This window comes from Rhodoglobus sp. G.S.4 (assembly GCF_056619605.1).
In genome coordinates, this window is sequence record NZ_CM152748.1 from 1,648,357 (window position 1) to 1,660,653 (window position 12,297).

The 12,297-nt window shown below is 60.6% G+C and carries 11 protein-coding genes; 3 read left to right on the top strand and 8 right to left on the bottom strand.

Going from position 1 to position 12,297, the window contains the following annotated elements; all coding sequences use genetic code 11:
* The first annotated feature begins 60 nt into the window (after positions 1-60).
* Positions 61-1,023, top strand: a complete 963-nt coding sequence (locus tag AC061P_RS07970; protein ID WP_449646858.1) for a LysR family transcriptional regulator — start codon at positions 61-63, stop codon at positions 1,021-1,023.
* Here the strand turns inward: AC061P_RS07970 and AC061P_RS07975 are convergent.
* The 7 genes from AC061P_RS07975 to recO form a co-directional block, all read right to left on the bottom strand.
* On the bottom strand, positions 993-2,183 hold the full coding sequence (locus tag AC061P_RS07975; RefSeq protein ID WP_449646859.1) for a cysteine desulfurase family protein: 1,191 nt from the start codon (positions 2,181-2,183) through the stop codon (positions 993-995). The genes AC061P_RS07970 and AC061P_RS07975 overlap by 31 nt on opposite strands.
* Positions 2,183-3,040, bottom strand: coding sequence for a carboxylating nicotinate-nucleotide diphosphorylase (gene nadC, locus AC061P_RS07980; RefSeq protein WP_449646860.1), 858 nt, complete (start codon positions 3,038-3,040; stop codon positions 2,183-2,185). Before nadC ends, AC061P_RS07975 begins: the two co-directional genes overlap by 1 nt.
* Positions 3,037-4,620, bottom strand: a complete 1,584-nt coding sequence (gene nadB, locus AC061P_RS07985) for an L-aspartate oxidase (RefSeq protein ID WP_449646861.1) — start codon at positions 4,618-4,620, stop codon at positions 3,037-3,039. The genes nadC and nadB overlap by 4 nt, the downstream gene beginning before the upstream one ends.
* 2 nt (positions 4,621-4,622) lie before the next feature.
* Entirely contained in the window at positions 4,623-5,912 is a 1,290-nt protein-coding gene (gene nadA / locus AC061P_RS07990; protein WP_480390864.1) for a quinolinate synthase NadA, read from the bottom strand.
* On the bottom strand, positions 5,899-6,615 hold the full coding sequence (locus AC061P_RS07995) for an NUDIX hydrolase (protein ID WP_480390865.1): 717 nt from the start codon (positions 6,613-6,615) through the stop codon (positions 5,899-5,901). Before AC061P_RS07995 ends, nadA begins: the two co-directional genes overlap by 14 nt.
* Positions 6,616-6,696: 81 nt before the next feature.
* Entirely contained in the window at positions 6,697-7,509 is an 813-nt protein-coding gene (locus tag AC061P_RS08000) for an isoprenyl transferase (RefSeq protein WP_449646864.1), read from the bottom strand.
* Positions 7,506-8,234, bottom strand: coding sequence for a DNA repair protein RecO (gene recO, locus AC061P_RS08005; protein ID WP_449625403.1), 729 nt, complete (start codon positions 8,232-8,234; stop codon positions 7,506-7,508). Before recO ends, AC061P_RS08000 begins: the two co-directional genes overlap by 4 nt.
* Before the next feature lie 158 nt (positions 8,235-8,392).
* On the opposite strand from recO, the gene AC061P_RS08010 reads away from it, so the two are divergent.
* Complete coding sequence (locus AC061P_RS08010; RefSeq protein WP_480390866.1) at positions 8,393-9,160, top strand: SDR family oxidoreductase; 768 nt, start codon at positions 8,393-8,395, stop codon at positions 9,158-9,160.
* 328 nt (positions 9,161-9,488) lie between these two features.
* Positions 9,489-10,145, top strand: coding sequence for a trimeric intracellular cation channel family protein (locus tag AC061P_RS08015; protein ID WP_449646866.1), 657 nt, complete (start codon positions 9,489-9,491; stop codon positions 10,143-10,145).
* Positions 10,146-10,324: 179 nt separating this feature from the next.
* On the opposite strand, the gene leuA is transcribed toward AC061P_RS08015, so the two are convergent.
* Positions 10,325-12,106, bottom strand: a complete 1,782-nt coding sequence (gene leuA / locus AC061P_RS08020; RefSeq protein ID WP_449646867.1) for a 2-isopropylmalate synthase — start codon at positions 12,104-12,106, stop codon at positions 10,325-10,327.
* Between the last annotated feature and the right edge of the window lie 191 nt (positions 12,107-12,297).

Below are 12,297 nucleotides of genomic sequence, written 5' to 3' on the forward strand. Positions count from 1 at the left end.
CATTCATGCGACAAGAGCATGATTGGGATATAAAGAATCACATTTGGTTATGCTTTTACTATGGACACCACGCCTGACCTCCTGACGCTGCGCATCGTTCGCGCCATCTCTGAACACGGCACGATCAGCGAGGCAGCCCGTGCCCTCGGCTACAGCCAACCGGCACTGAGCCAACACCTCACGCGCGCGCAGACTCGTATTGGGCTCGCACTCGTCGTCCGCTCTGGCCGCGGCGTGCGCCTCACTGAGGCCGGTCGCGCTCTCGCCAGCCACGCCGTAACCGTACTCAATGCCGTGGATGCCGCGAGCGCCGAACTCTCCGAGTTGGCCGGTTTGTCGAGTGGAACAGTGCGCATCGCGGCTTTCCCGACGGCGTCGTCGACGCTGATTCCGCCCCTGATTCGTCAATTGCGGCAGCAGCATCCGAATTTGACTGTCAATTATGTGGAGGCTGAGCCTCCGCAGGCCTTGCAACTGCTGCGGGATGGGGCTGCGGATGTGGCGATCACGTTCTCGTATCCGGAAGACCGGGCTGACCCGCATTTGTCGCGCGATGGCGGCCATACGACAGTGCCGCTGTTTACGGAGCCGGTGGTGCTTGTACTGCCCGACACTCATCCCCTAGCGAAGGCGGACAGCGTGAGCCTGGCCGACCTGACCAACGACCCGTGGATCGCGGGGTGCACCCTGTGTCGTGGCCATTTACTTGCCCTCTGTAATCTCGAAGGGTTCGCGCCCGAGATCGGGTTGGAGACGGATAACGCTCTCGCCGTATTGAGCTTTGTCTCGCGCGGCCTTGGGGTTGCGCTTCTCCCTCAGTTGGCACTGTCGTCGCTGACGCTGCCGGAGGGTGTGAGCATCCATGCTCCGCAACCGTCGAGTGAGCGCACCATTCAGTACGTGATTCAGCCAGGGGCGACGAGGATTCCGAGTGTGGCAACTACTGTCTTGACTCTCACTGCGCTTGGCGGAGCTGCCTGGGGCTTGAAGGACTATCCCGAGAGTGAGCGCACCGCGCGGTAGGCGGTTTCTATCTCAGCGGCGACGGCGGCGAGTTGCTCGCCGGTTGTATCCCCGCTGAGGCTGAAGCGCACCGCGGTCTGGGCGATTTCTTCGTCAATGCCCATTGCCGTAAGAACGTGAGAGGCATCATCGCTGCCGACAGCGCACGCTGAGCCTGCAGAGCAGATGATTCCTGCGCGGCCGAGTTCGAGCAGGAGCGATTCTCCGCTCGTGCCGGGGAAGCAGAATGAAGCATTGTTGGGGAGACGCTCGGGCGCGCGCCTTTCCGTCTCGTCGTCATCACTGACTGTCGCAGCCCCGAGCGCGGGCCCGGTGAAGATCGCGTCGGGTACGCGCGTCAACACGTCAGCAACAAAGTCATTTCGCAGTTGCGCGATACGCGCGGCTCGCTCGACCCGGTCGCTTTCGGCGAGCGCCAGCGCATGCGCGAAACCGACGGCGCCGGCGATATTTTCGGTGCCAGAGCGTTTGCCTCGCTCTTGGCCTCCCCCGTGCAGCACAGGCTCAAGACTGCGGCTGCCCTTGATAATCAGCACACCGATTCCTTTTGGCGCCCCTAGCTTGTGTCCAGACAGGCTGAGCGCGACGACGCCAAGCGCTGCAGGGTCGAGAGGGAGCCATCCAGCGGCTTGCACGGCATCCGTATGCATGGGCACCCCGTGGGCGCGGCACAGTTCGGCAATCGCCGGGATGGGCTGAACAACACCGACCTCGTTATTGGCGTACATGATTGTGCACAGAGTCGTGTCTGGGCGCAGTGCTTCGCGAACCTCGGCGAGATCGACACGGCCGTGGCGGTCAACCGGCAACACAGTGACCTCGAATCCGTGGATGCGCTTCAGATAGTCGACCGATTCGAGCACAGCCTCATGCTCAACGGCACTCGTGACGATATGACGCCCGCGAGGCTCAGCGAGCGCCAACCCTTTGATCGCGAGATTGTCTGACTCCGTGCCGCCCGAGGTGAAGATGACATCGGATGCCCGACACCCGATCGAGGCAGCAACGCTCTTGCGTGCGGCATCCAGGGCACGTTTCGCGGACTCTCCCAGCTCGTGATGGCTAGAGGGGTTACCGAAGTCTCCCGTCAGCAGCGGCCACATCGCTTCGAGCACCTCGCGGCGCACCGGTGTGGTTGCTGCTGAGTCGAGAAAAATCATCAGGCCGCTGCGCTCACCGCAATATCGAGACCAAGGTCAAGTGAGCGCACACTGTGAGTGAGCGCCCCTACCGAGATGACGTCAACACCGGTCGCCGCAATTGCCGCGACGGTATCGAGGTTGACTCCCCCACTCGCCTCGACGATGGCGCGGCCGGCAACCAGCGCAACACCGGCGCGAAGGTCATCTGTCGAAAAGTTGTCGAGCATGATCGTGTCGACGCCAGCCGAAACAACCATTTCGACCTGATCGAGACGGTCAACTTCAACCTCAAGGTGCGTCGTGTGACCGATGCGGGCGCGAGCACGGCGGATAGCTTCACCCAGATCGATACCCTCGGCCGCGAGCACAGCAAGGTGGTTATCTTTCGCCATCACGGCATCCGACAAACTGAAGCGGTGGTTATGTCCGCCACCGCAGCGCACAGCGTGACGTTCCAGTGCACGCAGGCCCGGCGTCGTCTTGCGCGTATCGACAATGCGCGCATGAGTACCCGCCACCTGTGCGACGTACGCCGCCGTCTGGGTAGCGATGCCGGACATCCGCTGGCTGAGGTTGAGGGCTATTCGCTCCGCCCGCAACACCGCACGGGCGTTACCCGAGACGGTAGCTAGTTGCTGGCCGGCGGTGAACGTGTCGCCATCGCTGATGTGCAGCGTTACCTCGGCGTGGGCATCCACGAGCAGGAAGGTGCGTGCAAAAACTTCGAGTCCGCTTGCGACACCGGGTTCGCGGGCGTTGAGTACGGCGGTTGCGGTGGCCGTTTCGGGTACAAAAACTTCGCTCGTTACGTCACCCCAGGGGGCATCTTCGGCGAGTGCCATCAGGATGACAGTGTCAACAAGTTCGGGATTCATCGCTTGGCCGTCTCTGCTTGGTCTTCTACTGCGATGCGATCTTCGGCGGGGATGAAGTCTCCTGCCACGTTCACTGCGGCCCACCGCGTGGAGAATGCGAGTTCTTCGCGCGTTTCGGGGAAGTCGGTGCGTTCATGAGCGCCGCGAGACTCTTGGCGACGCAGCGCAGCAACAACGACGAGGCGCGCCAGGTCGAGGAGGTTGGCATTTTCGGCACCCTCGACGGTGTTCGCTTCGGAGTGCCAGCTCGCGAGGATTGTGGCTGCTTCTTCAAGGCGGGAGGCATCGCGTTCAAGACCGACGTGGGTCCACATGAGCTCTCGCAGTTGGTCGCGAGTGAAAGGTTCTTTGCCCGTGATTTCGAACTGTGGCTCGAGAACGTCTACCTCGATCGCTCGCTGAGGCTCGTTGAGTGCATCGGCTGCGCGCCATGCAAAGACGAGTGACTCAAGCAACGAATTGGAGGCGAGACGGTTAGCGCCGTGCACACCGGTGCAGGATGCTTCGCCAACCGCGTAGAGACCGCGAACGCTCGTGCGGCCGTCGATGTCGGTGCGGATGCCGCCCATCCAGTAGTGCGCCGCTGGCGTGACTGGAATGGGTTCAGTGCCCCAGTCGAAGCCATGCTCGGTACAGACTTCAGTGATTCCGGGGAACCGTTGTGCCAAAAACTCGGTGCCGAGAGCCGTCGCGTCGAGCATGATCGGGCGGCCGTCTTGCTTCTCCATGGCGCGGGCAATCCCGCGGGCGACAACGTCGCGGGGTGCGAGTTCGCCATCGGGGTGCACATCGAACATGAATCGCTTGCCGTGTTCGTCGAGCAGTGTTGCACCTTCACCGCGAACGGCTTCTGAGACGAGCGGATTGCCGGGCACCGCCAGCGAAGTGGGGTGAAATTGGAAAAATTCGACATCGGCGAGAGCTGCACCCGCACGGTAAGCAGCAGCGACACCATCACCGGTCGTCACGAAGGGGTTGGTGGTGTGCTTGTAAAGCTGACCCGCCCCACCGCTAGCAAGAACAACAATGTCGCCATCGATCACTCGCGAGTTTCCATCGGGAGCAATGACATCGATTCCGGTGACTCGGGGCTTTCCGTCAGCATCCGTCTCGGTCACTAGATCGCGCATAAACGTATACGCGTAGGTTTCCACGGCAAGAGCTCGAACGGCGCGCAACAACGCAACCTCGATCGCGAGACCTGTGGCATCCCCACCCGCGTGAATGACGCGGCGCGAGGAGTGCGCAGCCTCGTGGCCGCGAGCAAGCTCACCATTGGCAATGCGGTCAAACTCAACCCCGAGAGAGATGAGTTCTTGCACGCGCAACGGGCCCTCACTGCATAGAACTTCTACAGCATCCCTCTCGCAGAGGCCGGCGCCTGCCCGCATCGTGTCCGCGACGTGACTGGCAACCGAATCATCGGGGAACAACACTGCAGCAACACCACCCTGGGCGTACTTCGTGTTGCTCTCCGCCATCTCCGCCTTCGTCACGAGAACCACATCGTGGTGCGCGCTCGCCCGGTAGGCGGTGATGAGCCCCGCAATTCCCGTGCCGACAACAATGACCCGTGCCATGGCTATGCCTCTTTCGTCGCTGCCGGAGGCTTGGCTGCGAGCATGCGCTCCAGGGCAATCCGCGCGGGCGCTGCTACATCATCCGGAACGGTGATCTGATTGAGCACCTCTCCACGAACGAGTCCCTCGAGCACCCACGCGAGGTAGCCGGGGTGGATGCGGTACATCGTCGAGCACGGGCAGACCACTGGGTCGAGGCAGAAAATTGTGTGCTGCGGGTATTCCGCCGCGAGTCGGTTGACCATGTTGATCTCGGTGCCGATAGCAAAGGTGGTCGGCTCGGTTGCGGCAGCAACGGCCTTCTGAATGTAGTCGGTCGATCCGGCCTCATCGGCGGCATCCACAACCGGCATCGGGCACTCGGGGTGCACGATCACACGAACACCGGGGTAATCGGCGCGAGCTTGCTCAATTTGGCCGACGTTGAAGCGCTTGTGAACGCTGCAGAAGCCGTGCCAGAGAACCACCTTGGCCTCGTTGAGCGTCGCGGTGTCATTGCCACCGAGGGGCTTGTTCGGGTTCCACATCGGCATCAGGTCGGTGGAGATCCCCATCTTCTTTGCCGTGTTGCGCCCCAAGTGCTGGTCGGGGAAGAACAGCACGCGCTGGCCACGCTCATAGGCCCACTCCAGCACCGTCGTAGCGTTAGAGCTGGTGCAGACGATACCGCCATTGCGGCCGCAAAACCCCTTGAGCGCTGCCGACGAGTTCATGTACGTCACGGGGATGATCGGCACCCGGCCATCGGCATCCGGCTCGGTTCCGTACACCTCAGTGAGTTGCTCCCAGCACTCCTCGACCGAATCAATGTCGGCCATGTCGGCCATCGAGCATCCGGCGGCGAGGTTGGGCAGGATGACCGCCTGATCGGAGCGCGCAAGGATGTCGGCGGTCTCGGCCATGAAGTGGACGCCACAGAACACGATCGCTTCAGCGTTCGGCACGGTTTGGGCGGCGTTGGCGAGTTGGAAAGAGTCCCCTAAGAAGTCGGCGTGCTGCACAACTTCATCCCGCTGGTAAAAGTGACCGAGGATGACGGCACGATCGCCGAGGGTCGCCTTTGCGGCAATGATGCGCGCGTGCAGATCCTCGTTTGATGCCTTCTGGTACTCAAGCGGGAGCTGCCCCTGACGTGGTGCTCCCGTCGGAATCACGTCGCCCATCGATGCGCCAGGACCATAGCTCGGCACACCGAGGTCGAAGGTCCACGGGCCATCCGCTAGCTCAGGAGCGCAGGTTTCGCCGTCTCCGGTCTTGGTAATGCGCTGAATTGTCGAATCAATGGATGACACGAGTGCTCCCTGTCTTTAGATGGCCGAGCGGGCCGTTGTCGACGAGCTCAACGCCCTCGTCATAGCGGTAGAGCCTCGGCGGCCGGTGACGCCCACCCGAGACAACGTGGTTTGTGGGCACCAGTGAGCCCGAGTTTTCGATTTGGCGGCGAAAGTTTGCGGGATCGAGTTGCCGTTGCAGCACGGCCTCGTGCACGAGTCGCAACTCACTCAACGTAAAGGTTTCCCCGAGGAAGGCCCGCGCAATTCGTGAGTACTCCATCTTGGTGCGCAGTCGCCAGAGGGCGTAGTCAATGATGACGTTATGGTCGAAGGCAAGCTCAGGAAGGTCATCGGCGGCAAACCAGCGAACTTTCTCTCCCTCGGTGGCGCGCTCGGCTTCCTCTTGACGCACGAGCGCCCAGTAGATGATCGACACCACTCGGCTGCTGACCGAGCGTTCAACATCGCCAAAGGCGTAGAGCTGCTCAAGGTAGGCGGGTTCAAGCGCGGTGGTTTCGAGCAGATTGCGAGCCGCGGCATCCGCCAAGCTCTCGTCGTTGTCAACCCAACCACCTGGCAGCGCCCACTGTCTGGCAAAGGGCTCGCGCGTGCGGCGAACCAAAGGGATCCACAGTGCGCTCTGACCGGATTCAGGGATGGGGCGCAGCGCGAAAATCACGGTTGATACCGCGAGGGAAATTCGCTGTTCGCTCTTCTGCATCGCCACTCCCTTCAGTAAGAGTCATCGTGACCTGAACACAGACTACACCTTAAAGTCAGCCTGACCAAAACGGTACGACCGCTAGCTGGGAGAGGTATCAGGGGCGTCAATTGCCCCACCGAAGCGCCGTGTACGACCGGCATAAATCTCAATCGCCTGCCACAACTGTTCGCGAGTGAAATCAGGCCACAGCGTGTCCAAAAACACCATCTCGGCGTACGCACTCTGCCACGGCATAAAGTTGCTCATCCGCTGCTCCCCCGACGACCGCACAAACAGGTCAACATCGGGCAATTGCGGTTGGTATAGGCGCTTCTGGATGAGCTTCTCTGAGACGGCAGACGGCTTCAGCCTGCCCGCCGCAACATCATCAGCGATCGATCGCACAGCATCCGCAATCTCGGTGCGACCGCCATAGTTGACACACATCGTCAAAGTCAGGGTGCTGTTGTTTTCTGTGAGTTTTTCGGCAAACTGAAGCTCCTTGATGACCGAAGTCCACAGTCGAGGCCGACGGCCGGCCCAGCGCACACGCACGCCCCACTCATTGAGCTGATCCCGGCGACGGTGCAGCACATCCCGATTGAAGCCCATCAAAAAGCGAACCTCGTCGGGCGAACGACTCCAGTTCTCGGTCGAAAACGCATACACACTGATGTGCTTCACCCCGATTTGGATAGCACCAGCCACGACATCAAGCAGGCTCGCCTCGCCCGCCTTGTGGCCTTCTACACGCGTGAGGCCGCGCGCGTTGGCCCAGCGCCCATTGCCGTCCATGACAATCGCGATGTGCTCAGGTACCGAGCCCTTGGGCAACGTCGGCGGCTGGATGCCTGTCCAGTCGAGAGGACGAAACTCCCCAGCATCTTTGTGAGTTTTTGCTACGCGGCTCATGCGCTCCGATCCACATGCTGAATGGAACGAAGACTGCGCTCCAAATGAAACTGAGTGTAGGCGGCAACGACGCCGCTGGCTTGGGAACGTGACCGCTCCTCAGACGCTTCCGCAACATCCCACTGACCTGCCAGCAAGGCCCCCAGTAGTTCAAGCGTGTCAGGACTCAGTCGTGGCGAACCGGGCGGGGCGACCTCATCAGCCACGACACCACCCATCTGCGCGACGAAAACCGAATGCGGCCCTGGCGCCCCGGTCACCGCACAATCAACAAAACTCGGCGCCCAACCCGCAATCGAGAGGCTCCGCAAGAGGTACGAGTCAAGAGTGAGGCTCGGGTTGTGCTCGCGCCGCGCGAGAGACCGCAGCGCACCAACCAGCAGAAGATATTGCTGCAAGGAGCCATCGTCATCCGTGACTTTGTCTGCCGTCTCGACCATCACGCTTGCGGCGGTATAGCTCGCATAGTCGGCGGTAATCTCGGAACCATACGACCCGAGTGATTCTGCCTGCTGGATGATATCGAGACTACGACCGATATAACACTGGATGTCGGCAACCATAAATGGCTCCAGTCGCGCCCCAAACTTGGAGGCCGTGCGACGCACCCCTTTGGCTACCGCCCGGATCTTGCCGTGTTCACGCGACAGCATCGTGACGATACGGTCGGCTTCACCCAGCTTGTGGGTGCGCAGCACGACGGCTTCATCACGGTAGGTAGGCACGGTTCAAGTATCCCCCGGCATGTTGCGGTTTGCTGTGCGACGGCCCGAAGGCCGAATCGTTTTGGGTTCGTCTGCAGCAAACGGAGCGAGTTCGGAGTAGATTTTGGGCAGAACTGGGAACCTACTCCGAACCTGCACTTGGCTTCTAGGAGAACACAATGATTCTTGTCACTGGTGCGACGGGCGCCCTTGGCAGACCGACCGTTTCGCTGCTCGAGGCGACCGGTCATGAAGTGCGATCGCTGAGTCGACGCCCGGGTCCGGGCCGCGTAGTTGGCGACCTGAGCACCGGATCCGGTATCGCTGCTGCACTTTCTGGCGTGACAACGGTCGTGCACTTAGCGAGCGGCGCGAACACCCACGATTCGCACCAGACGCGGCAACTGCTGAGGGCCATTGCCGCGCATCCGGTTGACCATGTGGTGTTCATGTCGATTGTTGGTGTCGACAAGCATGCGCTCGGCTACTATCGCGACAAGTATCTGTGCGAGCAATTCATTGGTGCCTCTGGAGTTCCGTACACAATTCTTCGCGCCACTCAGTTCCATAGTTTCGTGGCGCGCCTATTCATTGCTCAACGCCGGCTGCCCGTCACCATCGTTCCGTCTTTCCGGATGCAGCCGGTAGCGGTGGATGAGGTGGCCGAACGACTCGTCGAACTGGTGGATGCTGGCCCCAGCGGCCGCGTGGCTGACTTCGGTGGCCCGGAGCAGCTCAGTTTTCGGGAATTAGCACACCAGTGGAACGCGGCTCATTCGCTGCGTAAACCGGTGTGGTCATTTCCGGTTCCTGGGGCTGTCGGCCGATCCTTCGCGCGCGGATTTCACCTCGCTTCGCTGCCCGGCGACGGGAAAATTGCGTTTTCTGCCTACGCCGAAGCACACGCCCGCGCGGCGGCTTCGCTTCGCAACTCAGGCGCGAACTAATTCAGTGCTCGAGCGCGAGCAGGAGCACGTGCACGTGCACAGCTCCGACGCGAATTAGCTCACAACGTTGACTCCCGTTAGTCGGCCGCGAGCTCAAATTGCTCCCACCCCTTTCGGAAATTCAGGAGATCCGCGGCGCGCACGAGCGCGGACCCACCAGCTGTGGAGGTCGAGTGCGCAAATCGTTTCGGTTTTCCTGAGTTTCCGAAGGCCGCACCACCGAAAGGCCGCTCGCGTCGGCCCATCGACCCCGATTTGCCGGGCGACGATTGCAGGCTTGCCCGCCGCACAACCGGGCACGACTCACTATGCGTGGTACGAATAGTGCGTGAATGAGACCTTCGAGATCCCTCTGTGGGCCGGACTGTTGGCCGTCGGCGTTGGTGCAATGCAGGGAGCAATGTTTGCGGCTCAGTTTCGCGATCGCCGATTGGATCTACTGGGAGTGGCAATCATCGGCATTTCGACAGGTTTCGGCGGCGGCATGGTCCGCGACATAGTCCTCTCTGAGGTGCCGGTGGTGTTGACCACTAACTGGTATCTCATCGTGGCGACAGGTGCTGCGCTCTTCGGAATGTTGCTTGAGCGCCTCATTTCACGCATGGGGCCCCTAATTACAGTGCTGGATGCACTCACAATTGGTCTCTTCGGCGCTATCGGCACAACAAAAGCGCTCTCATTGGGCCTTCCAGAGGTCCCAGCAATCTTTGTCGGCGTGATCTCTGCCATCGGCGGATCGATCATGCGCGACGTACTCCTGTCGATGCCGATCGCACTGATGCATGTCGGATCCCTCTACGCCGTAGCAGCGACCGCTGGCGCCACCAGCCTCGTGATTATGCGAAGTTTCGACGTTCCCGTATTTGTCGCCGCCACGATTTGTGTCGGTCTCACCGTGGGGGTGCGCGTGTTGGCTGTGCTCTTCAACTGGAGCCTTCCGGAGCAGCGAACCATCAGCGGTATGCCCAAATTTCGCCGTCGATAGCGGTCGGTCGCCGTCGATAGCGGTCGGTCGCCAGCGCTAGCCGTCGGTCGCCAGCACTCACCGTCGGCCGCCAGCACTCGCCAGCGCTCCGAAACGTACTCAAGACCTACCCAAAACCTGCCAGTTAACGGGCACAAGCCCCACGAAAAATAGGTGGGGCTTGTGAGCAAAACCGAACGCTAGTTACTTGCGACCAGTTCGGGTTCCGGAGCAGTGCGGTTTGCGCGAACCCAACGGTTGACCGCTGAGACAATCGCCTTGAGCGATGCCCGTGAAATGTCACCATCGATTCCGACGCCCCACAGTCGTTGACCGTGGATATCGAGCTCAACGTAGGCAGCAGCCTGCGCATTGCTGCCCTCGCTCATGGTGTGCTCGACGTAGTCGTAGAGCTTCACTTCAATACCTTGGCCTTGTGCGGACAGCATGCCCAAGAACGCGTCAATCGGACCGTTTCCTACGTAGCTGGTGTCGATCTCGCTGTCGTCGACGCGCAGTCGCGCTTCGAGGCTCACTTCACCATCGTTGGCGCTTGTCGTCCGTGTCGCCAGGAGCTCGTAACGGCCCCATTTCTGGTCTGCGTGATCGGCGGATGCCGGCAGGTATTCGTCCTGGAATGACGTCCAGATTTGCTCGCTAGAAACCTCGCCACCTTCGGAGTCGGTCTTCGACTGCACAACTCCGCTGAACTCGATCTGCAGTTTGCGCGGCAGATCAAGGTTGTGGTCGGACTTCAGTAGGTAAGCGACACCACCCTTACCCGATTGTGAGTTGACCCGAACAACAGCTTCGTAGCCACGGCCGACATCCTTGGGGTCGATCGGCAGGTAAGGAACAGCCCAGACCAGATCGTTGACGTGCTTGCCTTCGCGTTCGGCCTGAGCCGCCATCGATTCGAAGCCCTTTTTGATGGCATCTTGGTGCGATCCGCTGAACGCTGTGTAAACGAGGTCGCCAGCCCACGGGCTGCGCTCATGAACTTTCAGCTGGTTGCAGTGCTCTGCAGTGCGACGGATCTCGTCTAGGTCGCTGAAGTCGATCTGCGGGTCGATACCTTGCGTGAACAGGTTGAGCCCCAGGGCAACGAGGTCAACGTTTCCGGTGCGCTCACCATTTCCGAACAGGCAACCCTCGATGCGGTCGGCCCCGGCCATGTAGCCGAGCTCTGCCGCCGCGATTCCCGTTCCACGGTCGTTGTGTGGGTGAAGAGAGATGATGACGTTCTCACGGTGATTCACGTTGCGCGACATCCACTCGATGGAGTCTGCATAAACGTTGGGGGTAGCCATTTCAACCGTGGCCGGCAGGTTCAGGATGACCTTGCGCTCCGAAGTGGGCTTGAAGACTTCGAGCACCTGGTTGCAGATATCCACGGCAAACTCGAGCTCGGTGCCGGTGTAGCTTTCGGGCGAGTACTCGTAGAACACCTCGGTTTCCGGGACCATTGCCTCGGATGCCTTGCAGATACGAGCACCATTGAGCGCGATGTCGATAATGCCCTGCTTGTCTTTACGGAACACGACATCCCGCTGCAGCACGCTGGTGGAGTTGTAGAGGTGAACGATCGCTTGCTTGGCTCCCTTGATCGATTCGTAGGTGCGAATGATGAGTTCTTCGCGAGCCTGCGTCAGCACCTGAATGGTGACGTCATCCGGAATCGCATTCGTCTCAATGAGTGAGCGCACGAAGTCGAAGTCAGTCTGGCTCGCCGAGGGGAAGCCGACCTCGATCTCTTTGTAGCCCATCTTGACGAGCAGATCGAACATGATCCGCTTGCGTTCTGGACTCATCGGATCGATCAGGGCCTGATTGCCGTCACGAAGATCGACGGCACACCAGCGCGGTGCCTGAGTGATGCGCTTCGATGGCCACGTGCGGTCCGGCAGATCAACAGAAATGATCTCGTGAAACGGACGGTACTTGTGGATCGGCATCGAGGATGCTGACTGATTGTTCTTCATTTGGTGCTCCTGCTGCTCTCAAGGCCTTGTGAGCCACTCGTTACGAATCTGGTCAGCCAATGACAAACTCCGCGACGAGTGAGGCCTGGATTAGGACTCGTCGCGGCAGCTAAGGAGGAGCAGACCGAACAACACCATTTCAGAATAGCACTGTGCAGCACTTCGCCGCCCAATCACCAATTAACCCACCT